The organism is Caballeronia sp. TF1N1 (assembly GCF_022878925.1).
In the GTDB taxonomy this organism is placed as follows: domain Bacteria; phylum Pseudomonadota; class Gammaproteobacteria; order Burkholderiales; family Burkholderiaceae; genus Caballeronia.
This window is the reverse complement of the sequence record NZ_CP084627.1, coordinates 741649-764421: the sequence shown is the minus strand read 5'-3', so window position 1 is coordinate 764421 and position 22773 is coordinate 741649. Positions and strand designations below refer to the sequence as shown.

The following is a 22773-nucleotide window of genomic DNA, read 5'->3' as shown; positions in this document are numbered from 1 at the left end:
CATGATCAACCGCCGTGAGTTCATCAAGGGCGCGGGCGCGCTCGCGCTCGGCAGTGCATTGCCGTTCGATCTGGCGTTCGGCGCGAGCAATCTCACGGTCGGCGTGATCTACGTCGGCGCGCGCGGCGACTATGGCTACAACCAGGCGCAGGCGCAAGCCGCTGCAGTCATCAAAAAGCTACCCAACGTGAAAGTGGTCGAGGAAGAGAACGTGCCCGAGACCGTGGCCGTGCAAAAGACCATGGAAGCGATGATCGAGCAGGACGGCGCCACGCTCATCTTCGCGACCTCGTTCGGTTATTTCGATCCGCACGTCCTGAAGATGGCCGCGAAGTATCCGAAGGTACGCTTCGCGCATTGCGGCGGATTGTGGAAGCAGGGCAACCCATCGAATATCGCGAGCTACTTCGGTTATATCGACGAATGTCAGTATCTGAACGGCGTCGTCGCGGGTCATATGAGCAAGAGCAAGAAGCTCGGCTTCGTCGCGGCCAAGCCCATTCCGCAGGTGCTGCGCAACATCAACGCGTTCACGCTGGGCGCGCAATCGGTCGATCCGGCCATCACGACGAACGTGATCTTCACCGGCGACTGGTCGATGCCCGTCAAGGAAGCCGAAGCGACCAACAGTCTCATCGATCAAGGCTGCGATGTGCTTACGTGTCACGTCGATGGTCCCAAGGTCGTCATTGAAACAGCGGAGAAGCGCGGTGCGATGAGTTGCGGCTATCACGCGAGCCAGGCCGCGCTCGCGCCGAAGGGTTATCTCACGGGCGCGGAATGGGACTGGGCGACGCCCTACAAGGAACTCGTCACGGATGCGCAAAGCGGCAAGCCGCAGCCCAACATTCTGCGCGGCGGCCTCAAGGAAGGCTTCGTGAAGATGTCGCCATACGGCGCGAAGGTCACGGCCGATGCGAAGACCAACGCAGACGCCATCAAGACGAAGATGGTCGCGGGCGACTACGCCATCTTCAAGGGGCCGATGAAGGACAACAAGGGCGGCACGGCAATCGCGGCGGGCACGAGTCATCCGCAGACGGACATCGCGCTCGAGAGCATGAACTATCTCGTGGCGGGTGTGGTGGGGCAAATCTGATTATCTGCAATCGATAGGAGCCGCGGATGTCCACTGTGATCGGTTCGAATTCAGGCGCGCTCGGTCCACGGCTCCTGCTCGGCGTCTTGCCCGCGCTGCCCACGTTGTGCGCGCTCGTCGGCACGCTGGTGCTGTTCTCGCTCTTTCTGCTGGTGCAGGGACAGCCTGCGCTGGATGCGCTCGGGCTCATCGTGCAAGGCGCATTCGGTTCGTCGTTTGCATGGCAGAGCACGTTGCTGCGCGCGGCGCCGCTCATGCTGACCGCGTTGTGTGTCGCGTTGCCGGCTCAAGTCGGTTTGATCGTGATTGGTGGCGAAGGCGCGCTGGCGCTCGGCGGTCTCGGCGCGGCCATCGTGCCGTCCATCGTTCCTGCATCGTTGCCGTGGTTCGTCGCCACGCCGCTGATGGCGGTCGCCGGAATGCTCGCGGGCGCGCTTTGGATCGGTGCCATCGGCGCGATGCGGCAATGGCGCGGCGTCAACGAGACCATCAGCAGCCTTTTGATGTCGTATATCGCCATCGCGCTCTTCAAGCATCTCGTCGAAGGCCCGTTGCGCGATCCGGCAAGCCTCAACAAGCCCTCCACGCCTCCCGTTCCCGATGCCTTGATGATCGGCTCGCTGCCCGGCCTCGACGTCCACTGGGGCCTGCTATGGGGCGCGCTGGCATGTGTGGCCGCGTGGGTCTTCGTGCGCCAGAGCACCAAGGGCTTCGCGATGCGCGTTGCCGGCGGCAATCATCACGCGGCGCGTCTGGTCGGCTTGCCGGTGACGAGGCTCGCGCTCACCGCTTGCATGCTCGGCGGCGCGGCGGCGGGACTCGCGGGCATGTTCGAAGTCGCAGCCGTGCAGGGCAGCGCGAATGCGTCGCTGCTCGCGGGTTATGGCTATGCGGGCATTCTCGTGGCCTTCGCCGCGCGTCAGAATCCGCTCGCGATCATCCTGTGCGCGGTGCTCGTCGGCGGGATTGAAGCAAGCGGCAGTTTGCTGCAACGGCGCCTCGGCCTGCCCGATGCCACCACGCTCGTTCTACAAGGTCTGTTGTTCGCCAACCTGCTCGCGTGGGAAGCGCTCGGCGGCAGGATTACCGCGTGGCGCGTGAAGTTGCAGGCAGCGGCGCTCGCGCGTTCCACGGTTCGACTGGAGGGGACTCATGCCTGATGCTCAATCGCCCGCTGTCGTGCTGTTGCTCTCGCTGTTCGCGGGCGCCATTCGCGTGAGCACGCCTTATCTTTTCGTGAGCATCGGCGAATGTCTGACCGAGAAGGGCGGGCGCGTCAATCTCGGGCTCGAAGGCATTCTCGTCTCCGGCGCGATGACGGGCTACGCGGCGGCTTATCTGTCGGGCTCGCCGTGGATCGGCGTGCTTGCGGCAGCGGCCACGGGCTTCGTGCTCGGTTGCCTGCATGGTCTCGTCTGCTCGTTGCCGCGCGTGTCGGATATCGCGTTCGGCATTGCGTTGATGCTTGCGGGCACCGGCCTCGCGTTCTATCTCGGCAAGCCCTTCATCGAACCGCAAGCGCCGATGCTGCCTTCCATGGATCTCGGCGGCTGGAGCGCATCCGCGCAATTGCATAACGCGCTGCATATCAATCCGCTCTTCGTGATCGGTGTGGTGCTCGCGTTCGCGTTGCAATGGGGCTTGCGTCATACGCGCTGGGGCATGGCCCTGCGGCTCGTCGGCGAGAACGCGGAAAGTGCGCGCGCCATGGGCTATCCGATCACGCGTGTGCGTATCGTTGCCACGGCCGTTGGCGGCTTGCTGGCGGGCGTGGGCGGCGCGTATCTGTCGCTCGTCTATCCCGGCAGCTGGAACGAAGGCCTGTCGAGCGGCCAGGGCCTCATGGCCGTCGCGCTCGTGATCTTCGCGCGCTGGCAGCCGCTGCGCTGCCTGTGGGCCGCGCTCATCTTCGGCGCGGCAGGCGCGCTCGGTCCCGCGTTGCAGGCCATAGGCGTGACGAGCGGCTATTACCTCTACAACGCAGCGCCCTATGTCCTCACGCTCGCGATCATGGTCATCAACTGCCGTCCCGACCGAACCCTTGCCGGCGCGCCCGGCGAACTGAGCCTCACACGCTGATGTCATCTTCCGGAGAAACGCTCATGACCCGCTTCATCGAGGCTCGTCCCTATCCGTGGCCGTACGACGGCAACCTGCGCGCCGATAACACCGCGCTCATCATCATCGACATGCAGACGGACTTTTGCGGCATCGGCGGCTATGTCGACAAGATGGGCTACGACCTGTCGCTCACGCGCGCGCCTATCGAGCCGATCGGGAACGTGCTCAAGCTCATGCGCGAACAGGGCTTCACGATCATTCATACGCGCGAGGGGCATCGGCCGGATTTGTCGGATCTGCCCGCCAACAAGCGCTGGCGCAGCCGGCAAGTAGGCACGGGTGGCGTGGGTATCGGCGACGACGGTCCTTGCGGCAAGATCCTCGTGCGCGGCGAACCGGGCTGGGAGATTATCGATGAACTCGCGCCAGTGGCGGGCGAAATCGTTATCGACAAGCCGGGCAAGGGCTCGTTCTGCGCCACCGATCTCGAACTCATCCTGCGCACGCGCGGCATCGTGAATCTCGTGCTCACGGGCATCACCACCGACGTGTGCGTGCATACGACGATGCGCGAGGCCAACGACCGCGGCTTCGAATGCACGCTGCTCGCCGATTGCTGCGGCGCCACCGACAAGAGCAATCATGACGCCGCGCTCAACATGGTGCTCATGCAGGGCGGCGTGTTCGGCACGGTATCGGACTCGGCGTCGATGCTCGCCACGCTCGGACGCTAACGCCATGACGCCCGCTCGCCAAGCGCTGGGAGTCGAAGTGGTCGGCGCGACCAAGCGTTTCGGCGCGTTTACCGCGCTCGACGATGTCACGCTAAAAGTGCGACCCGGCACCGTACATGCGCTGCTCGGCGAGAACGGCGCGGGCAAGAGCACGCTCGTGAAGGGACTCGTGGGATACGGCGTGCTCGATCAAGGCGAGATCGTCGCGGATAGCCGTCAAGTGAAGATCGCTTCGCCCCGCGACGCGCAGGCGCTTGGCATCGGCATGGTGTATCAGCATTTCACGCTGGCAGCGGGGCTTTCCGTTGAAGAGAATCTACTGCTCGCGCGGGGCCGGTTGTCGTGGAAGATCGACTGGCCGAAGGAACGCGCCGCGCTCGACGCCTTCATGCGCGGCATGCCGTTTCGTCTTGCGCTCGATACGCCCGTCGCGAGTCTTGCCGCTGGTGAAAAGCAGAAGCTGGAGATTCTCAAGCAACTCTATTTGCAGCAACGCTTCCTGATTCTCGACGAACCCACTTCGGTGCTCACGCCGCAAGAAGCCGACGAAGTGCTGGGGTTGATGCGCGATCTTGCTTCGAGCGGCGCGTTGACGGTCCTCATGATCACGCACAAGTTCCGAGAGGTGATGTCTTATGCCGATGACGTAACCGTGCTGCGCAAAGGCAAACTCGTCGGAACGAGCCGAGTGGCGGACACGAATCGCGACAGCCTTGCCGCGATGATGATGGGCGGCGACGCGCCTCATGCCGCAACGGATGTCGAGCGTCCGCCGCGCAAGCCGCTCGCTGCCAATGCACCCGTGCGTCTCGCGTTGTCCGGCCTATGCGTCGTGGATGATCGCGGACATATGGCCGTGCGTGAAGTGTCGCTTGCGGTGAAGTCGGGCGAGATACTCGGCATTGCAGGCGTGTCGGGCAATGGACAGAAGGAACTGATCGAAGCGCTCGTCGGCCAGCGCCCTGTGCATGCAGGCGAGATGCGCATGCATGGCGAACCCTACACGGCGACACGCGACGAGATGACCCGTCTGCGGGTTTTTGCGTTACCCGAAGAGCCGCTGCGCAATGCATGCGTGGCGGGCATGAGTATCGCGGAGAATCTTGCGCTGCGCGATTTCGATCGCGCGCCGATGAAGCAAGGCGGCTGGCGTCTGGACCGCCGTGCTATGCGTGAACGCGCGGAACGCTTGATTGCCGACTTCAACGTGCGCCCGCCCGTGCCCGCGCGCGCCATCGGCACGTTGTCGGGCGGCAATGTGCAACGCGCGGTGCTGGCACGTGAACTGGGGCAAGCGGTGGATGTGCTGATCGTCGCGAATCCCGTGTTCGGGCTGGACTTCGCATCGGTCGCGGATATCCATGCGCGCATTCTCGCCGCGCGCGACACGGGCGCCGCCGTGCTGCTCGTGAGCGAAGACCTCGATGAACTGCTGGAACTCGCGGATCGCATCGCGGTGATCGCCGAAGGGCGGCTCGTGCACGAAAGCGCCGCGAGCACCGCGGATCGCGTCACGCTGGGGCGGCACATGGCCGGTCACAGTGACAGCACGGATAGCGGTGTGGCCGAACCCGTCACCGCGCATGCGTGAACAACAAGGAGCGTAACGAATGAGTTCGAGCGGACTGGGCGGTCTCAACAAATCGCCGCAAGGAATGGTGATAGGTCTCGTGCAATTGCAGAATCCCGACGTTGCGACGCCCGCGGATGTTGCGGCGCAGACGCGGCGTATCGTCGAGATGGTTGGCAAGGCGCGGCGCAACAATCCGGCGATGGACCTCGTCGTGTTCCCCGAGTACGCGCTGCACGGCCTCTCGATGCGTATCGACGACGACATCATGTGCGATCTCGATGGTCCAGAAGTGCGGGCGTTCAAAGACGCGTGCATCGAACATCGCATTTGGGGCTGCTTTTCGATCATGGAGCGCAATCGCGGAGGCAATCCTTATAACAGCGGTATCGTTATCGACGAACAAGGCGAGATCAAGCTCTATTACCGCAAGCTGCATCCGTGGGTTCCGGTTGAACCGTGGGAACCGGGCAATTTAGGCGTGCCGGTTTGCATCGGACCGAATGGTGCGAAGCTTTCCCTGATCATCTGCCATGACGGCATGTTTCCAGAGATGGCGCGCGAGGCCGCGTATAAGGGCGCTGAAATCATTCTGCGCACGGCGGGCTACACCGCGCCCATTCGCCACGCATGGCGCATCACGAATCAATCGAACGCATTTCAGAACCTCGCGCAAACGGCAAGCGTTTGCCTCTGCGGTACGGATGGTTCGTTCGATTCCATGGGCGAAGGCATGTTCTGCGACTTCGACGGCACCATCATGGTCGAGGGCAGTCATCGGCCGGATGAGATCATCACTTGCGAAATGCGCCCGGACCTCGTTCGCGAAGCGCGCGTGCATTGGGGCGTGGAAAACAACATCTACCAGTTCGGCCATCGCGGTTATGTCGCCGTGAAAGGCGGTGCGCGCGATTGTCCCTACACGTTCATGCAGGACATGGTGCGCGGCGAATATCATCTGCCGTGGGAAGACGAAGTGAAGATCACGGACGGTCAATCGTGCGGTTTTCCCGCACCCGCACGCCATTACAAGGGCTGACCACATGCCGACCTTGAACGGCGCAAAGCCGTCCCCTTACACGTTCGAAGCGAACACGACCGCGCTCGTCGTCATCGACATGCAACGCGATTTCATCGAGCCGGGCGGCTTCGGGGAAGCGTTGGGCAACGACGTGTCGCTGCTGTCGTCCATCGTGCCGACGGTGCAGCGTCTTATCGAACATGCGCGCGAACAAGGCTGGTCTGTGGTGCATACGCGCGAATCGCATGCCGCCGATCTGTCGGATTGCCCGCCCGCGAAGCGCTTGCGCGGAGCGCCGCAGGCACGTATCGGCGATGAAGGACCGATGGGACGCATCCTCGTGCGCGGCGAGCCGGGCAACGCTATCATCGATGCACTCGCGCCCGTCGAAGGCGAACTCGTCATCGACAAACCGGGCAAGGGCGCCTTCTACGCGACGCGCCTCGCCGAAGAACTCGCAGAGCGTTCGGTCACGCATCTCGTGTTCGCGGGCGTCACGACCGAAGTCTGCGTACAGACCAGCATGCGCGAGGCCAATGACCGCGGCTATGAATGTCTTCTTATCGAAGACGCGACCGCGAGCTACATTCCCGCGTTCAAGGACGCGACCATCGACATGATTCGTTCGCAAGGCGGCATCGTGGGCTGGACCGCGACGCTCGCCGACTTAACGGAGAACCGAGCATGACGCTTGCGGTGAATCGCGCCGAGGTGGTTGCGGAAGTAAGCGCCGCGTTCGTCGCATACGAACGTGCGCTCGTCGATAACGATGTGGAGACCATGAACATGCTCTTCTGGAATGCGCCCGAGACGGTGCGTTACGGTATAGCCGAAGTTCAGCACGGCGGCGAAGCGATTCGCGCGTGGCGTGAAGCGGCCGCGCCGGTGCCGCCATCGCGACGGCTGCATGGCACGGTGGTGACGGCTTTCGGGGACGATCTCGCGACCGTGAGCACCGAGTTCACGAGCGACGTCACGCCCTTGCTCGGTCGCCAGATGCAAACGTGGGCGCGGCTGGGCGACGCATCGTCCGCGTTCAACGGATGGATCATCGTGGCGGCGCATGTCAGCCTCATCGACGCGCCGTAAAAGGGCGATAATCGTTGCATCATGACGGAGACACGGCATCGGCTCGCTTAAAACTCGCGGAACCGCAGCGCTCGCATTCGAAGCACCGGACGCGACGCTCACGCGGACAGTCCAGAGCGCCAACCCGCTAGCGGAACAGGTGTACCAGCTTCTCAAGCAGGACATCTTCAATTTCCGGCTATTCCCGGGCGATCGCTTTTCGGAGACCGACATCGCGCAACATTACGGCGTGTCGCGCACACCCATGCGCGACGCGCTGTTCCGCCTGCTGCGCGAAGGTTATCTCGAAGTTGGTTTCCGGCGTGGCTGGAAAGTGTCGGACATCAACTTCGACCAGCTAGACCAGTTGTATGACTTGCGTATCGTTCTCGAAGTCGCTTCGCTCGACAAGCTCGGTAATACGCCGCCGCCTTATCCTCATATCGATGCACTGAAGGAAGTGTGGTGCGTCTCGCCCGAAGCGCGCGAAAGCGATCCCGTCGCCATGTTCAACATGGACGAGAATTTTCATCGCGGCATTGTAAGCGCGACGGGCAACGCGGAAATCCTGCGCGTGCACGACGAAGTGACGGAGCGGATCAGGATCGTGCGGCGGCTGGACTTTCTGAAGGCACACCGCACCAGCGCGACTTACGAAGAACACTCGACCATGCTGAATTACATCGATCGCGGCAGACATGGCGAAGCCGCTATGCTGCTGCGCGCGCACATCACGCAGAGCAAGCTCGAAGTGCGCAAGATCACTGTGTCTATGCTGTCCGAGGCGCGTGACCGTAAGCTGCCCTTCGTGAACTGAACTAACCTCAAGAAGCCATTCGATCTCACGGAAACGGCCAATGACGAAGGTGGTGCTGAAGACGGCCGCCCAAGCGCCTACTGGTATCGCGGGCCTGACGTTTGCTGTATTTTCATGCCGACCTTTTTCAAAGGAGCTCGACATGACATCCGTTCCCCGCGCAACTGCCGACGACATGGACGAACCGCAAGGTAAGTCCGCGACCCCCGACACCACACAGACGGACGTCGACACAGCAGAGAAGCAAAAGCACGAGGACAGCGAGAACGCACTGCCCTCGTCACAGGACAAAAATCCTGTGCCGCCCGACTCGACGCGCTGATCATGCGCCAGCAGGCGTGAGCGCTTGATCCGCTGTTTCGTCCGGCGCAAGCTTGTAGGCAACACTTCGCGCACGCACCCGCCGCGCGAGCTTCGCGCTTTGGCGCTTACGCACCAGCGTGCGCGCCGCGCGTGCCAAGGCAAGATCGATTGCGCCTCGCCAGTCACGCGCTATCGATGTTGCCACCACGGTATTGCTCCGGTCTATCTGCACTTCCACCTGACAGCGCTTGTCGACGCCGCCACGCGGGCCGTTGATATCGGAGAGACTGACGGTGGCCTTCGAAATCAGCCATGCAAGCCGGCGAAACACGAACTCACTGCGCGTCTTGGCGAGCTCGTGCATGGCGATAGCTTCAGGTTCACGCGATTTGAAAAGGACCTTCATGTATGCCTCCTCGTTGGATGTGAACCAGCGTAAGGTTTGGCAAGCGTATGAAAAAGCAGGGTGAGCAGAACTCAAACTTCGGAAAAACCGAAGTTGCGTCAGTCTAGGAAGCTGCCCGAGCCAGCACTTCCTGAGTCAAAGGATGATGCCTTCCACGTCGCGACACGATCGCGTAAATCTCTTCTTTCACTTCCTCGGAACGGCCTAGCCAGCGAAGACCGCGTAACAACGGCGTCTCGCCCGCACCGAATTCGGCCAGCGGAAACACGCCGAGCCCACGCGCACCGAACACGGCCATCAAGGCGCTATCCTCGAATTCGCCGACAATGCGCGGCACGATACGCTCCGTCTCCAGCCATCTGTCCAGACGCGCGCGCAACGACGAGTGTCCGGTTGGCAAAAGCATGGGCAATGCGGCGAGGCTGTCGGGAAATTGATCGACCGCGCTCTTGCGCACGACAGACGCCGGCCCATACCAGTCAACGGGCGAGGCGATCAACCGCTCGCTCGTCAAACGCAGATTGTGATTGTGCGGTGCAGGCTGGCTTGCGAGCACGAGATCCAGCCGATGCAGCGCAAGCTCGCCGAGCAGTTCGTCGGTCTCGCCTTCGTGACACAAGAGACGCAGCGCCGGATTGCCGAGTACGGGTTCGAGCAGCGCATGCGCCGCCAGCTTGGATATGCCATCCGACAGACCCACGGCAAGCCGTGCAAGCTTTCCGCTTGCGGCCTCGCGCACTTCGTCCGCAATATGCTGACCAATCTGAAAAATTTCCTCGGCGCGAGCATAGGCCGCGTGGCCGGCTTCGGTCATCGTCACGCCGCGTCCCGATGGCTTCAGCAACTGATGACCGAGCGATTTCTCGAGTTCGCGCACTTGTGCGCTGATGGTCTGCACGGCCATGTCGAGCCGTTCCGCCGCGCGTGCAAAACCGCCTTCCTTGACCACGACCCAGAAGTAATGCAGATGTCGATAGTTGAGCATGCGAGTAATGCCTCCATCCATGTGTTCGAAAAAACCGAAGTATGGATTCGATTATCACTGATTTTTCCGATCACGTATTTTCGCCATCATCGGGGCTCGGTCACATATCGACAACAATATCCCACTGCTCATGGAATACCTTCTCGCGCTCGCTACCGACCCCGCCGTCTGGGCCGCACTCGTCACGCTCATCGTGATGGAAGTGGTGCTCGGCATCGACAATCTGGTCTTCATTTCGATACTCAGCAACAAGCTGCCCGAAGCGCAACGCGCACGCACGCAGCGTCTCGGCATCATGCTTGCGCTCGTCATGCGGCTCGTCTTGCTCGGCACGGTGGCGTGGATTGCGCAACTGACTCAACCGGTGTTCACCGTGTTCGAGCACGCGTTTTCATGGCGCGATCTGATCTTGCTCGCGGGCGGTCTCTTCCTGGTATGGAAGGCCACCACCGAGATGCGTCATCACGTGAACAAGGACGTGCATGCGCCGGGCGCGGTATCGGGCGTAGCCAGTCTGACGGCATGGGCGGCCATCGGTCAGATTCTGTTGCTCGATCTCGTGTTCTCAGTCGACAGCATCATCACGGCGGTCGGCATGACGGAGCATCTGCCGATCATGTTTATCGCAGTGATTTTCGCGGTCGCCACCATGCTGTTCGCCGCACAACCGCTGTCACGCTTCATCGAGCGCAATCCGACCGTGGTCACGCTGGCCTTGAGCTTCCTGCTCGTGATTGCGATGACGTTGATCGCCGAAGGCTTCGGCACGCACGTACCGAAGGGTTATATCTATGCGGCGATGGGTTTTGCGGGCTTCGTCGAAGGCTTGAATCTGCTGTCGAGGCGCGGCAAGAAGAAGCCGCGCGAAGACGCGGCGCGGCTCGATGGCGTGTCGGGCTAAGCAACACGATCCGAGGCTTCGCGGCGGTTTATCCTCTTGCGAGCAACGCCGAGACTTCTTGCAGATCGAACTCGCGTTCGAGCGAATGCAGCAGCGAATCGTGGATCAGGCCGCTGCGATGCATCTTGAGTAGCTCGGCGCGACCGGCCGCAAGGCCCGCGAGCACGACATCGTAATGAGCACGGCGGGCATCGACCGGAAAATCATCCAGCGACTGGAAGCGTTGCGAGAGGCTCGCCCGATACGAGTATTGCTCGAAGAGACGCGGATGGATCACGTTGCCCTGCGCATCGTGGACGAGCGGGCGGATCGCTTCGAGTTGCGCCGCTTCCAGGCGCGACCACGCTTGCGGCTCGCTCAGATGACGCTTCGAGCGCTCGGGGCCGCCTTGAATGGCGAGGAGGGCGATCAACGGGCCGATAGTCGTGCCCTGCAGCAGCACCGTGACCAGAATGACGGCAAAGCCCGCGAAGAGAATGAGGTCGCGTCCGGGCATCGAATCGGGCAAGGACAACGAGACAGCCAGCGTTACCACCCCGCGCATGCCTGCCCAGCCGATGACCGTGGCCGCGCGCCAGTTCGGAACGATAGCGTTCGGCTCACCGTCCTCGTTGCGGTCCTTTCGCCCGGTGGCGTGCCATATCGCGCTTTTGACAGCTTCCACGGCATAGACCCACACGAAACGCGACAGGACCACGACGGCGATCACCGCGCCCGTCGCTGGCGCGAGCAATTCGAAGGCGTTGCCTGCGCCGCCCAGACGCGTCACGATACCGCGCAGCGACAGTCCGATCAGCACGAACACGAGCGATTCCAGCACGAACACGACCACTTGCCAGAACGCCGTGCCGCGCATGCGCTGCGCCGCCGAGAAGACGTCATGCTGATGCCAGCCGACCACCATCCCGCACGTGACGGTCGCGATGACGCTCGAAACGCCCAGCTCTTCCGCCGCGATGTAGCTGACCCACGCGGTGAGCATCGATGTCGTGATGACGAGGTAATCGTCCTCGAGCGCGCGCAACAGCCGCACCGCGATGAATCCCGCCACCACGCCCACGATCACGCCGCCGACCGCGAGCACGGCAAAGCTGCCGAGCGCACGCGGCGCGCTGAACATGCCGCTCAATGCGGCGGCCACGGCAAAGCGAAACAGCACGAGACCCGCGGCGTCGTTGAGCAGACTTTCGCCTTCGAGCAGCACCATGAGCCGTCGAGGCAACGCGACGCGTTCCAGCACGGCCTTCGCGGCGACGGCATCTGGCGGGGATACCACGGCACCGAGCGCGAAGCACGCGGCCCAGGGCAGGGCGGGCACGACCAGATGCACGGCATAGCCGACCGCGAAGGTCGTAAAGGCGACCGCGCCTATGGCGAGCAGCATGATGCCGCTGAGACTACGCTTGAAGTCGTCCCATACGAAGAAATACGCGCCATACATCAAGAGCGGCGGCAGAAACACGACGAGCACGAGTTCCGGGTCGAGCTCGAAATGCGGCGTGCCGGGGATGAATGCCATGGCCGCGCCGCCCACCAACAGCGCGGCTGCGGGCGGCAGATTCAGGCGCCGCGCCAGCACTTCCAGCGCGATGATGGCGATGAGCGAGACAAGCACCAGATTGAATGCCGACACAGCATGCATGAGTAGATTCCTGGCGGATGGTGGCTATGTTGTGCCTTGCACGGACGGAAATCCGTTAATCGGCTATCTTCGAGTCTTGGCGACCGGGCGTTTTCGCGTGCCGGCAACATCGTATCCGATTGGGAGCCTGGATGAAGCGAAACACGTCTGGAGTGGCAGTGGTGGCGGTGCTCGTGGCCGTCGTCGTGGCGGCAACGGTTTATATCGCGAGTTTCGGCAAGTCGTCGCGGCATGCCGAGCTGAATGCCGAGCCTGCGCAAGCTCTTGCCATCGAAGCGTCCGCGCCGGTAGCCAGCGGTGCGTCGGAGGCCGACGCGCGCACTGCGGCGCGTTAGATGTCGATCGACATACGACAGAAGGACTACAAAAACGGGAACGTGTCTTGCGTGTTCGGCGTGATCAGGCAGACCGACCGACTCGCATTACACACAGGCTGAAGTCAGGCCAAAGGCATTCTCATGGGCCATCCATCCCAAGAAGTTCCGCCTAAAAAGATTCCCATCGATGCACGCGGCATGATCGGCAACATGAAGACGGCCGCTCTCGTGTCGTTGCGCGGCGCCATCGACTTCATGTGCTTTCCGCGCATCGATTCGCCGACGCTCTTCGCCGAGCTTCTCGATGGCGAGCACGGCGGCGCATTCGCGATTACGCCGAGAGAGGAGCAGGCGAACGTCAAGCAGATGTATCTGCCCGAAACGAACGTGCTGCTCACGCGTTTCATGACGCACGATGGCGTATGCGAATTGCTCGATCTCATGCCGGTGCCATCGGGCGAGGCGAGAGTCGATGCCGTGCCCAACTGCGTCATGCGTATCGTGCGGCTCATTCATGGAACCATGACGCTCGATGTGCGTTGCGCGCCGCGCTTCGATTACGCGCGCATTCGCCATGGCGCGCGCGCAGTGACGAAGGGCATCGAATTCATTCCGGACGACAAGACCGCGTCCGTCCAGTTGCTGGCAAGTGTCCCGCTGGACATCCAGAATAACGACGCTCACGCCACGCTCGAATTGAAGGCTGGCGACTCCGCATGCTTCGCGCTCGGCGCAGGCGACGACTTGCAAAAGCTCGAATCGAACTTCGAGAGCATCCTTGCCGAGACCATCGATTATTGGAAGGAGTGGTCGTCGCGATCGACGTATCGCGGACGTTACCGCGAAGTCGTGTTGCGTTCGGCCCTCACGTTGAAGATGCTCAGCTCGGACGAGTTCGGCGCTATCGTTGCCGCACCGACCTTCGGCTTGCCGGAGTCGCAAGATGGATCGCGTCGCTGGGACTATCGTTTTACATGGATTCGCGATGCCGCGTTCTCGGTCTATGCGCTGCTCAGACTCGGCTACACGGGCGAAGCGGAACGCTTCATGAAATGGATTGGCGAGCGCAATCGCGATTGCAGTTCGGACGGCTCCTTGCGCGTGATGTATGCCGTCGATGGTGAAACCGCGCTCGAAGAAGCGGAGCTCAGGAGCTTCGCCGAAGCCACGCAGGCGAAGGTCGTGGTCGGCAACGAGGCGCGCGAGCAGATGCAGCTCGATGTCTACGGTGCGTTGCTCGATTCGCTCTATCTCTACAACAAGTACGGCGCGGCTATCTCGTATGAAGGCTGGAAGCATGTGACGCGTACCGTCGACTACGTGGTCGAGCACTGGCGCGAAGCCGATCACGGTATCTGGGAGTTTCGCAACGGCACGCGTCCGTTGCTGCATTCGCGGCTCATGTGCTGGGTCGCGGTGGATCGCGCGTTGCGGCTCGCGGAGAAGCGTTCGCTGCCTGCGCCGCTTGCAAAGTGGTTCAAGACGCGCGATGAGATTCATCGCGACATTCACGAGGAGTTCTGGAACGAGGAGTTGAAATCGTTTGTGCAGACGCCGGGTTCCGCGACGCTCGATGCCTCCACGTTGATGATGCCGCTCGTGCGTTTCATCGGTCCGAAAGATCCGCGCTGGGTCGGTACGCTCGATGCAATCGGCCGCGAATTACGTGTCGATCCGCTGATTTTTCGCTATACGCGCGGCTCGACGCTCGATGGATTACCGGGCCTGGAAGGCGGCTTCAGCGCATGTTCGTTCTGGTATGCGGAAGCGTTGGCGCGCTCCGGCCGTGTGGATGAAGGCCGGCTCGTGTTCGAGAAGATGCTCGCATATGCAAACCATGTGGGGTTATTTTCTGAGGAAGTAGCGACCAATGGCGAGGCGCTGGGTAATTTTCCACAAGCGTTGACGCATCTGGCTTTGATCAGCGCGGCTTATCAGTTGGATCGGGATCTGGACCGGGTGCATGTGGCGTGGACTTGATGCTAGCTTGGCCACGGCGCGACATCTGAGCGTGTGGCCAGCAACCAATGTCGAGGCCAGATTCGAATGATTGCCGCAGCCCCTGAGCACGACATCAGGATATCGCCCATATAACAAAAAGTTTGCTAATTTGTGTTATGTAAAGTAATGAGTTGCCCGCCAAATCCGCTCGTCTGTCTTCAGCCAAAGCACCACGACAACCGCCAGCGCAAATCAACCTCGTCGCGCCAAAGCGGACAAATCCATCATCAAAACGGTCGCGCGAAACGTCATCGACACGCCGATCACCCACAAACCGTAACCGACGTGCCGAAGCCCCAACCGCATCACCGCGATTCATCAAACGCCAGCCTCAAATCCCGCGCACTTTGCGGCAAATCACGACTGAACACCGCGCTGCGCGGCGACAAAAAGTACCGCACGTATGCAATGGCGGCAATTTGCCGGTCCCGTCCAGGCGTCACGTTGACATCGGCAAGCGCACCCACTTGCCAGCGCGAAGTCACCTGCAGCGCGCCCGCAAGTTGAACGTGCGCGTAAGGCCCGCGATCGTTGCTGCCGCTGCAATCGATCACCACGCCCAGTTTCGCGGCCTCGGTCGTCGAGCATGACCCCATCGATTGCTTCGAATAATTCCAGCCGCTTTCGATGTTTCCCGAGACCTGCCAAGACCGGCCTTCCTTCGATAGAAACTGAAGCGCCGCGCCCACGCTGGTCGATCTCTGCGGACTGTAATAGCCGCCCTGCGTCGGCACGAAGAAGTTCTCGTTACGCCGATAGCCCAGGTAATGCAGCGCAGGCCCGATGCTCAAATAGTCGAAGCCCGGCGCACGCAAATCGTAGCTCGCCGCGACATCGACGCCTAAGCCTTCATTACTTTGGACCTCATGGCCCGTCAGCCAGTCCAGATGACCGCCCGCGCTGACGTTCCAGCGCTCGCCGATCTGCCAGCGCGCGCTGCCGCCCGTCGTGGCACGCGTGACGCGGCCCCATTCGAAGACGCTCGCGTTGGGATTCGTGCCGTCAAGACGCACGGTCTCGCCGCGCCAGGAAAGCAGCGAATCGCGCACCGGCAACGCCGCGGCATAGGCCGACCACGCGCCCCACGACGTCGTCTGGCCGACGCCCGCCTCGCCCTGCAACGATGCGCCGAACGGTCCGCCCTGCGTGGCGCCCGCCATCGCATGGACGTCGAGGCGATCGTCGCCCAGACGCACGGTCTGTGTGAGCTTGCCCTGCAATTCTTCGGCGTTGACGTTGCCCGTGCCGCTGTTCAGAAACAACTGGCGATAGCGCAGTTCGTATGAGCGCGATGCGTCGAACCATTCGGCATCGAGCGTCGGCGAAAACACCGTCAAGCGGTTCTCGCCGCGCGTGCCCGCGTGATTCGCCCAGCCCAAACCGGCGGTGATCGACGGCGCGTCGATGCCGGTGAGATCGGCGGGCAGATAGTGCGCGATGCGCTGCGCGTCGGCGTTGCCCGCAATCGCATTGCGCCACATGCGCTCTGCTTCGACGAACTGCTTCTGGTAATAGAGATGCTGCGCGTCGAGCGCCGCGGTGTAAGCGGGCAACGGCCCCGTATCGGCGCTTTCGGTATGCGTCGCGCGATGACCACGCCCTTGCGCTTTCGCACTCAGCGCAAGGCCTTCGGCGCTGTCGTCGTCATGATGTTGCTGATAGTTCGCCTCGAACACGCGCTCCGCTTGCGCATAGTCGCCCAGCGCAAAGAAATTCCAGCCGCGCAACGGCTCGACGCGTTCATCGGCCGCGCCCGCGTCTTGCGCGGCGTCGAGCGCCGTCAGACTATCGCGATAGCGCGCTTGCCGGTACGCATCGCTTGCACGCGCCATGGCAACTTCCGCGCGCAGCGGACGCGTACGCGAATCGGTGGCGAGCGAGGGTGACTCGATCAGGCGCTCGGCATCATCGAGATCGCCTTGCGCCATGCGTACTTGCGCGAGGCCCAGCATCGCGTCGTTCAAGGTCGCTTTGTCGCAGTCGCTCGCGAATTCGAACCATTGCGCGGCTGCGACGTAGTCGTTCTGTGCGAGTTCGAGCCAACCCGCGCGCATGGCGGACGGCCCATCGCGCGAGTCGCGGATCGACGGCGCGAGTTCGGCGAGCGTGCGCTTCGTGCTTGCCGCGTCCGTCGCCCATGTCGATGATGCATCGAGCACGCGCGCATTGCGCAGGCGCGCGAAATCGCGTGCGGCGGGCTCGCCGCGAGTCCCCTGCTTCCATTCGATGTCGATCAATACGTCGGCCTGTGCGGCGGGCAACTGCTGCGTCGCGCGCTGCAGCGTGACCACGCGATTCACATCGGACGTGCAAGCGGCGACTATCGGCCGATAGAGCGCGTAGACCGCTTTGTCATCGCCCGCGGCGGCGAGCAGTTCGCCCGCTCGCCATGCACGGTCGATGTGCGCGCAGCCGAACGCATCGGGGTCGCTGGCAATCTGCGCGCGCAGCAAGGCGACATCGCCCGCGAGCGAGCGCTGGATTTGCGCGTCACGCTGCTGACGGGTGCGTTCGGCGACGAGGCTCGCGGGCGGTGACCACGCAGGAAAACGCCGCTCGACGCGTGTGAGCATCGCGTCGAAATCGGCGAGGCGCCTTGCGTGCAAGAGGTTCCAGAGCGGACGCTCGTCGGGCGCGCCGGGCGCTTTGGTGGCGGGCGTGCGCATGCTTGAAGCGTGAGCCGCCGTCGGATCGCCGGACGGCGTGCGCGGCATTGCGTGCACGAGAACGTTCGTTTGAGCTTGCTGCTGGACTTCCTCGATGGTGCTCGTCGAGTTCGCGCTGTTCCTCGCGTTCGCCGCACTCGCTGCGCCCTTCACGCCTGCCGCACGTGTTGAACTGGCCGCGTTAGCCGCACTCGCGGCCACTCCCGGCATAACGCCACGCTCCGCTGAAACCACGTTCCCCTGCCCGCCTGCCGCAACCGCGGCGGACGGCAACGCGGCAACGCAAAGCAACGCCGTCGCGAGCCGCGTACCTACGGCCGGTGCAAAGCGCGCACGGTGGCGCGGCATGTCGCGGCCCATCCTGTATGGATCGCACGGACCAATGATGCTCATCGACATGGCCGTTTCCCGCACGAGCAATTCGGCGAGCGCATTGCGCCGATCAGCTTCTCGAATCGACATGGTGCTTGCGATGATAACGACGCAACAGCAACGCCGTGAGCGCCGCGAGCATCGCAAGCGCCCCGGCCAGCACGCCGTAAGCCATCCACGGATGCGCCGACACTTCGTAGCCGATATGATCGAACGCGCCGATCTCGCCGACTTCGTAGCGACGGCTCACGCGCGTCGTCCAAAGCGCGTCGCTGTCGAAGCTGACGACGCTCACGTCGCCATCGAGCGATCCCCAGTGCTGCGGCGCGATCAGCTGCTGCACGCCATGCAGCAGTTCGGCAGGCGTCGCGGCCGTCAAAAGCGTGGTCGTCGCGGTGGTTTTGCTCGCGGCGCTGCGATACTGCATCACGAGCAATTGACGCGACAACTTCATGTCGCCGTCGAGCACCATGTCGGGCGCGATGTCCGCCGCGTAGGCCGGCTTGCCGAACACGCCCGCCACGCGTGCCCAGATGCTGTCGGCGAGCGTGGGCTCGGCCGGTGCGGGCTCGTTGCTCGCAAAGCGCATGGACTTGCCCGGCGCCCACGGCGCGCCGTTGAGCGCCGCGCGCGGCAACTCGGCGCCCGCGCCGACGACGATGGTCTGCCGGCCCACGCCCGGCACGCCCGCCGTGATCTGCGCGGCGGTCAGCGGCCTGCCCTGTTTCTGCGCGAGCTTGCCGAGGAGCGACCACGCGGCGTTCAGCGTGTCGTCGTCGCGCGCGTTGAGCTGAATCGCGAGATCGGCGCCATTGGCGCGGCGCGTGTAGGGAAAGCCGCTTTCCGCGAAACGCCGAAGGTCCGGCAGATTCGTGAAGTGCAGCATGGGCGGCAGCTCGATGGTGGAGTCGTCGAACAAGGACAGTTGCAGATTCGCCGACTGACGCAGCGTGCAGCGGTCCGTTACGAGCGGCACGAGCACCGGGCGCAGCGAGAGCACGTTGGCGCCCGGCTGGAAGCGCTGCAACGGCACGGCCACGCGATAGCGGTTGACCACCGCGCCCTGCTGCTGATCCAGCGCGACGGCCTGCACGAAGCGGTCGTTCAGGTACAGGTTCAGCACCGAGTCCGAACGCATGCGCGCGCCTTCGGCAAAGTTGAGCGTCAGCACGGCCTGCGCGTTTTCCGGCGCGTAGGCATCGGCGGGTAAGGTCAGTGTCACATCGGCGCTTGAGCCCACACCGAGCGTCGTGCTGCGGAAGCCCAGATCGCGCAGCGAGTACGGCTTCGTGCCGGACAGCGCGTCACCACCCTTCGCGCCGTCCATGCGCGCTTCCGTCAAACCGTCGGCCGTCATTTCGGCGCGGCGCGGCAGCGGCAATTCCGCGTGCGAGAACACGCGCGCGGCCAGATTCACTTCTTCATCGGTACGTCCCGCGACGAGCAGCACGAAATGTCGCGGATCGTCGGGCTTCGGATAGACGCCGAGAAACGCGCCGCCGATACGCTCCAGCATGGCTGCATCGAGATACGGCGCAAGCGTGTCGCGCTTGCCGATCAGGAGTACGTCGGCGTTGGCGAGCGACGCGAGATCGAGGCCACGCAACATGCCCGCGCCCTCGCCCGCTTGCGCATCGAGCACGCGCAGATCGGCATTCCTGTAACGCAGCCGCAACGCGACGCCCTGAGCAAGCAGACCGCCGCTCGAAAGCTGCGAGTCCGTCACCGGATGGAGCGCGTTGACGATCGCGATGGAGCGCTGCGCATTCTGCTTCGGATCGATCAGATCGTCGAGCGTGGCAAGCTGCGGCGGCGTGCTGGTGAGCGGGCGCAATTCCGTATCGACGGCAAAGGTCGACGCGCTGGTATCGACTTCGGTCCATAGTTCCGGCGCATTCGGTTCTTCGCAGTTCTCGGTCGAATGCTGCGCGACCTGGAAGGTCAAATTGTTATAACCTGCGCGCAGCAGTTCGGCGGGCACGCGAATGTCGGCAGTCAGTTCCGGCTGACGCGGCGAAAGAGGAAACTGCGCGATTGCGCGATCGTTGACGCGCACGACGAGCTGCGAGCGTTCCCCGAGTAAGGACACCGAGTTGGACGCGACCAGATGCAGCGTCGCGCCGCGCACCGCTTCGCGCGCAGACACGGGCACGCTGACCGAACGTGAAGCGGACGCGCCGACGATACGCATCGGGCCCGACAGATTCGCGTAGGTCGCAAGCGACACGGGCGACGATGCCGCCGTCGCGTTGGCGGTGGCGTCGGCATTGGCCGCGAGCGGCGCGGATGCGGCTTTCGGCGCATGCGATGCCGCCTCTGCCGTCGCGCCGAAAATCGCGCACGCCGCCCAGCCGGCAATCATGGTTTTTCGAATGGCAAACATGGTGAAGATCCAGTCAAGACTTCGCTTGCGTGACGACGTCACGCAGATCACGCCGTCGCTGCGACAACCGTTTCGCGACATAGCGCAAGAGCGCGGTGAAAAAGGTCCGGTAGTGCGCGAGCGCGTGCACGGTGCCGAGCCGCACAACGAGGCCGAGACCTCGCCGGATGCCGATGCGTTTGTTGCGGCCGTCGCGGAAGCTGCGCCAGCGGCCGCTGTCGCCATAGACGAGCGACACGCGGTCGCTCAAGCCTTCGACGCTGCGATCGGCGAACTCGACGCCGACCGCGCACGTGCCGTCGCCGCGCTCGAACACGCCGCGCACGATTACCGGCAACTGGCTGTGGCAACCGCGCGCGGCATCGAAGGCATCGAGCGTCGCGGGCGACCCGCGCGGAATGGAAGACTCGGCGTCGAATGGCACGATGAGCTTCGCGCCGCCTGCCGAGAGATCGACGATATGGCAGCCGAACGCCGGAGAAAACGAGCGGACGAGTGTTGCCGCATCCGTGTTGGCGGACTCCGGCAGCAGAAGCGTGCCGGCAATATCGGCGGGTACACGCGGCGCGACGCGGCGCTGACGGCGTTCGTACAGCACGCCGATACACGCATTGAGCAGCACGAGATTCAGCACACTCCACGCAACCGACGAAGCGATCACGCCGCGCTGCGTGTCGCCGTCGATCAGACGCCATACGCCGACGATGGCGGAAATCAGCACGCCGAGATACATCGCGTAGAACGGCCCGGCGAGTTCGGAAATCTGATCCGCGTCGCTTTGCTCGCCCTTGGGCGTCACGTTGAAGGTGGGCGCGCGCGGATTGAGCAGCACGGCGATCACGCCGCGCAACGAGAACAACGACAGCAGCATTTCGTAGACTTCGGAGATGAGCGTCCAGCGATACTTGCCGAAGAGATAATCCGTCGTGAGGATCACGCCTGCCATCTGCGGCAGACCGTATGCAAAGAACTCGGGCAGCGTCGCGTTATAGAACTGCAAACCGAACAGCAGATACAGTGCGGGCGCGAGCAGAAACACGACGCGCGCATAGCAGAAGAACCAGAAGAACGCGTTCGAAAAGTAGCAGATGCGCTGCGCGAGCTTGAGCCCTTTCATGCGCAACGGATTGCGAAAGAGAAGAAGCTGGATCATGCCCTGCGCCCAGCGCACGCGCTGCACGACGAAGCTCGCGAAGGTTTCCGGCTGCAATCCGGCGATCAGCGGTTCGTTCAGATAGGCGCTCCGATAGCCGCGCGCGTGCAGCACCAGCGCCGTTTCCGCATCCTCGGTAATCGACGTGCCCGTGATGCCGCCAATCTCCATCAGACACTTGCGGCGCAGCACCGCCGCCGAACCGCAGAAGAACGATGCGTTCCAGAAGTCGAGACCGCGTTGAATCACCGAGTAGAACATCTCGTTCTCGGGCGGCATCTTGCCAAACATGCCGAGGTTCTTTTCGAGCGGATCGGGATTGCTGAAAAAGTGCGGCGTCTGCAACAGGAACAGCTCACTGTCGCGCTGAAAATGACCGACGGTCTTTTCGAGGAAATCGGCGGTCGGCACGTGATCGGCGTCGAAGATCACGATGAGTTCGCCGCTGGTTTTGGCGAGCGCCGCGTTGATGTTGCCCGCCTTCGCGTGCTCGTTGCGCTCGCGGCTCAAGTACTGTGCGCCATGCCGCGCGGCGAGCAGGGAGAGCGTCAAGGCGCGTTCCTGCGCGGCTGCAGCCTTGACCGGATCGGTCTGCGTGCGCTTTTGTTCGGTGCCGCCATCGTCGAGTAAGTAGACGTTCACGCGCTCGCGGTCATAGCGCATGTCGAGTGCGGCGCGCAGCGTGATCTCGAGCATCTCCGGCGGCTCGTTGTACGAAGGCACGTAGACGTCGACGGTCGGCAGCGGGCCGGCCGAGCGGTTCAACGGCACGCCTGGGCGCTCCAGCGCCCGGCTATTGACGAACAGACCGCCCAGCGTCAGCACGATGCCGTAGAGCTCCGCGCCGTACATCATCATCATCAGGATGAAGTCGGCGAAACCGTTATAGCCAAGTGTCGAGGTGGTGCGCCAGCAGACGTAGCGCATCGAAAGGAAAGCGGAACACAAGAGGAAGAAGAGCCGCGTGTGTTCGATGAAACGCGAGCGGCGCAGCACGACCATCACGGCGAGCGTGGCGAACGCCAGGCAAAACTGCGCTTCGAGGTCGATGCGAACCATCGCCAGCACGGCGACGACCGCGAATGCCGCGACGCATGCCACGACGATGACCCAGGTCGGCAAGCCGCCGGGCCGTCGAGGCGGTGGCGCGTGTTCGACACCGACGCTCGGCATCTCGCGCGCGGGCGGCCGCAATGCACGCGGCGTGAAATTCAACCTGGTCGCTACACTCATTAATCTCGCCCGCGTTGATTCGAATCAAGGCACGGGTCCTT

The 22773-nt window shown here is 63.1% G+C and carries 19 protein-coding genes; 13 read left to right on the top strand and 6 right to left on the bottom strand.

Translation table 11 applies throughout. The features are described 5' to 3' along the window. The first annotated feature begins 1 nt into the window (after nucleotide 1). The 10 genes from LDZ28_RS17520 to LDZ28_RS17475 all read left to right on the top strand — a co-directional run bounded on the left by LDZ28_RS17520 (nucleotide 2) and on the right by LDZ28_RS17475 (nucleotide 8692). Nucleotides 2-1099 carry a BMP family ABC transporter substrate-binding protein gene (locus tag LDZ28_RS17520; RefSeq protein ID WP_244828205.1) on the top strand — a complete coding sequence of 366 codons (1098 nt, stop codon included), beginning with the start codon at nucleotides 2-4 and terminating at the stop codon, nucleotides 1097-1099. 26 nt (nucleotides 1100-1125) lie between these two features. After that, on the top strand, nucleotides 1126-2259 hold the full coding sequence (locus LDZ28_RS17515; RefSeq protein WP_244828204.1) for an ABC transporter permease: 1134 nt from the start codon (nucleotides 1126-1128) through the stop codon (nucleotides 2257-2259). Beyond that, complete coding sequence (locus LDZ28_RS17510; protein WP_244828203.1) at nucleotides 2252-3178, top strand: ABC transporter permease; 927 nt, start codon at nucleotides 2252-2254, stop codon at nucleotides 3176-3178. The genes LDZ28_RS17515 and LDZ28_RS17510 overlap by 8 nt, the downstream gene beginning before the upstream one ends. A gap of 23 nt (nucleotides 3179-3201) precedes the next feature. Beyond that, complete coding sequence (locus tag LDZ28_RS17505; protein WP_244828202.1) at nucleotides 3202-3894, top strand: cysteine hydrolase family protein; 693 nt, start codon at nucleotides 3202-3204, stop codon at nucleotides 3892-3894. 4 nt (nucleotides 3895-3898) lie between these two features. Continuing rightward, the gene (locus LDZ28_RS17500) at nucleotides 3899-5485 is read left to right on the top strand and encodes an ABC transporter ATP-binding protein (RefSeq protein ID WP_244828201.1); all 1587 of its coding nucleotides are present in this window, start codon (nucleotides 3899-3901) and stop codon (nucleotides 5483-5485) included. Nucleotides 5486-5504: 19 nt separating this feature from the next. Further along, nucleotides 5505-6503 (top strand): formamidase, encoded by a 999-nt coding sequence (locus tag LDZ28_RS17495; RefSeq protein ID WP_244828199.1) that lies wholly within the window; start codon nucleotides 5505-5507, stop codon nucleotides 6501-6503. A gap of 4 nt (nucleotides 6504-6507) precedes the next feature. Next, a complete protein-coding gene (locus LDZ28_RS17490) occupies nucleotides 6508-7173 on the top strand; it encodes a cysteine hydrolase family protein (protein WP_244828197.1) in 666 nt (221 codons plus the stop codon). After that, nucleotides 7170-7574 carry an oxalurate catabolism protein HpxZ gene (gene hpxZ, locus LDZ28_RS17485; RefSeq protein WP_244828195.1) on the top strand — a complete coding sequence of 135 codons (405 nt, stop codon included), beginning with the start codon at nucleotides 7170-7172 and terminating at the stop codon, nucleotides 7572-7574. Before LDZ28_RS17490 ends, hpxZ begins: the two co-directional genes overlap by 4 nt. Nucleotides 7575-7713: 139 nt before the next feature. After that, complete coding sequence (locus LDZ28_RS17480; RefSeq protein ID WP_244828193.1) at nucleotides 7714-8370, top strand: GntR family transcriptional regulator; 657 nt, start codon at nucleotides 7714-7716, stop codon at nucleotides 8368-8370. 40 nt (nucleotides 8371-8410) lie between these two features. Beyond that, nucleotides 8411-8692 (top strand): hypothetical protein, encoded by a 282-nt coding sequence (locus LDZ28_RS17475; protein WP_244828191.1) that lies wholly within the window; start codon nucleotides 8411-8413, stop codon nucleotides 8690-8692. Here the strand turns inward: LDZ28_RS17475 and LDZ28_RS17470 are convergent, their stop codons facing one another. Together LDZ28_RS17470 and LDZ28_RS17465 are read right to left on the bottom strand one after the other, a co-directional pair. Next, nucleotides 8693-9079, bottom strand: coding sequence for an HPF/RaiA family ribosome-associated protein (locus LDZ28_RS17470; RefSeq protein WP_244828189.1), 387 nt, complete (start codon nucleotides 9077-9079; stop codon nucleotides 8693-8695). A 103-nt stretch (nucleotides 9080-9182) separates the two neighbouring features. Then, a complete protein-coding gene (locus LDZ28_RS17465) occupies nucleotides 9183-10064 on the bottom strand; it encodes a LysR family transcriptional regulator (RefSeq protein WP_244828187.1) in 882 nt (293 codons plus the stop codon). Between the two features lie 130 nt (nucleotides 10065-10194). Here LDZ28_RS17465 and LDZ28_RS17460 point away from each other — a divergent pair, with 130 nt between their 5' ends. Beyond that, nucleotides 10195-10965 (top strand): TerC family protein, encoded by a 771-nt coding sequence (locus LDZ28_RS17460; protein WP_244828186.1) that lies wholly within the window; start codon nucleotides 10195-10197, stop codon nucleotides 10963-10965. Nucleotides 10966-10993: 28 nt separating this feature from the next. Here the strand turns inward: LDZ28_RS17460 and LDZ28_RS17455 are convergent, their stop codons facing one another. Then, nucleotides 10994-12607: a Na+/H+ antiporter gene (locus LDZ28_RS17455; protein WP_244828185.1), complete on the bottom strand. Its 1614-nt coding sequence runs from the start codon at nucleotides 12605-12607 to the stop codon at nucleotides 10994-10996. Nucleotides 12608-12738: 131 nt separating this feature from the next. Between LDZ28_RS17455 and LDZ28_RS17450 the strand changes: the two genes are divergently transcribed. Both LDZ28_RS17450 and LDZ28_RS17445 read left to right on the top strand, forming a co-directional pair. Beyond that, nucleotides 12739-12942, top strand: a complete 204-nt coding sequence (locus tag LDZ28_RS17450) for a hypothetical protein (RefSeq protein WP_244828184.1) — start codon at nucleotides 12739-12741, stop codon at nucleotides 12940-12942. A 123-nt stretch (nucleotides 12943-13065) separates the two neighbouring features. Beyond that, nucleotides 13066-14904, top strand: a complete 1839-nt coding sequence (locus LDZ28_RS17445) for a glycoside hydrolase family 15 protein (RefSeq protein ID WP_244828183.1) — start codon at nucleotides 13066-13068, stop codon at nucleotides 14902-14904. Nucleotides 14905-15230: 326 nt separating this feature from the next. On the opposite strand, the gene LDZ28_RS17440 is transcribed toward LDZ28_RS17445, so the two are convergent. Genes LDZ28_RS17440 through bcsA form a run of 3 tightly spaced genes read right to left on the bottom strand, consistent with a single transcriptional unit; the run spans nucleotide 15231 to nucleotide 22732 of the window. Beyond that, nucleotides 15231-18053 carry a cellulose synthase subunit BcsC-related outer membrane protein gene (locus tag LDZ28_RS17440; protein ID WP_244828182.1) on the bottom strand — a complete coding sequence of 941 codons (2823 nt, stop codon included), beginning with the start codon at nucleotides 18051-18053 and terminating at the stop codon, nucleotides 15231-15233. Further along, nucleotides 18034-20346, bottom strand: a complete 2313-nt coding sequence (locus LDZ28_RS17435; protein WP_244828181.1) for a cellulose biosynthesis cyclic di-GMP-binding regulatory protein BcsB — start codon at nucleotides 20344-20346, stop codon at nucleotides 18034-18036. Before LDZ28_RS17435 ends, LDZ28_RS17440 begins: the two co-directional genes overlap by 20 nt. A 13-nt stretch (nucleotides 20347-20359) precedes the next feature. Next, a complete protein-coding gene (gene bcsA / locus LDZ28_RS17430) occupies nucleotides 20360-22732 on the bottom strand; it encodes a UDP-forming cellulose synthase catalytic subunit (protein WP_244828180.1) in 2373 nt (790 codons plus the stop codon). Between the last annotated feature and the right edge of the window lie 41 nt (nucleotides 22733-22773).

Excerpts from the sequence above, each read along its gene's own strand:
- bcsA (WP_244828180.1), bottom strand. The coding sequence starts at position 22,732 with ATGAGTGTAGCGACCAGGTTGAATTTCACGCCGCGTGCATTGCGGCCG.
- LDZ28_RS17440 (WP_244828182.1), bottom strand. The coding sequence starts at position 18,053 with ATGTCGATTCGAGAAGCTGATCGGCGCAATGCGCTCGCCGAATTGCTC.
- LDZ28_RS17465 (WP_244828187.1), bottom strand. The coding sequence starts at position 10,064 with ATGCTCAACTATCGACATCTGCATTACTTCTGGGTCGTGGTCAAGGAA.
- LDZ28_RS17475 (WP_244828191.1), top strand. The coding sequence starts at position 8,411 with ATGACGAAGGTGGTGCTGAAGACGGCCGCCCAAGCGCCTACTGGTATC.
- LDZ28_RS17470 (WP_244828189.1), bottom strand. The coding sequence starts at position 9,079 with ATGAAGGTCCTTTTCAAATCGCGTGAACCTGAAGCTATCGCCATGCAC.
- LDZ28_RS17505 (WP_244828202.1), top strand. The coding sequence starts at position 3,202 with ATGACCCGCTTCATCGAGGCTCGTCCCTATCCGTGGCCGTACGACGGC.
- LDZ28_RS17455 (WP_244828185.1), bottom strand. The coding sequence starts at position 12,607 with ATGCATGCTGTGTCGGCATTCAATCTGGTGCTTGTCTCGCTCATCGCC.
- LDZ28_RS17510 (WP_244828203.1), top strand. The coding sequence starts at position 2,252 with ATGCCTGATGCTCAATCGCCCGCTGTCGTGCTGTTGCTCTCGCTGTTC.
- LDZ28_RS17490 (WP_244828197.1), top strand. The coding sequence starts at position 6,508 with ATGCCGACCTTGAACGGCGCAAAGCCGTCCCCTTACACGTTCGAAGCG.
- LDZ28_RS17445 (WP_244828183.1), top strand. The coding sequence starts at position 13,066 with ATGGGCCATCCATCCCAAGAAGTTCCGCCTAAAAAGATTCCCATCGAT.
- LDZ28_RS17435 (WP_244828181.1), bottom strand. The coding sequence starts at position 20,346 with ATGTTTGCCATTCGAAAAACCATGATTGCCGGCTGGGCGGCGTGCGCG.
- LDZ28_RS17500 (WP_244828201.1), top strand. The coding sequence starts at position 3,899 with ATGACGCCCGCTCGCCAAGCGCTGGGAGTCGAAGTGGTCGGCGCGACC.
- LDZ28_RS17495 (WP_244828199.1), top strand. The coding sequence starts at position 5,505 with ATGAGTTCGAGCGGACTGGGCGGTCTCAACAAATCGCCGCAAGGAATG.
- hpxZ (WP_244828195.1), top strand. The coding sequence starts at position 7,170 with ATGACGCTTGCGGTGAATCGCGCCGAGGTGGTTGCGGAAGTAAGCGCC.
- LDZ28_RS17450 (WP_244828184.1), top strand. The coding sequence starts at position 12,739 with ATGAAGCGAAACACGTCTGGAGTGGCAGTGGTGGCGGTGCTCGTGGCC.
- LDZ28_RS17515 (WP_244828204.1), top strand. The coding sequence starts at position 1,126 with ATGTCCACTGTGATCGGTTCGAATTCAGGCGCGCTCGGTCCACGGCTC.
- LDZ28_RS17460 (WP_244828186.1), top strand. The coding sequence starts at position 10,195 with ATGGAATACCTTCTCGCGCTCGCTACCGACCCCGCCGTCTGGGCCGCA.
- LDZ28_RS17520 (WP_244828205.1), top strand. The coding sequence starts at position 2 with ATGATCAACCGCCGTGAGTTCATCAAGGGCGCGGGCGCGCTCGCGCTC.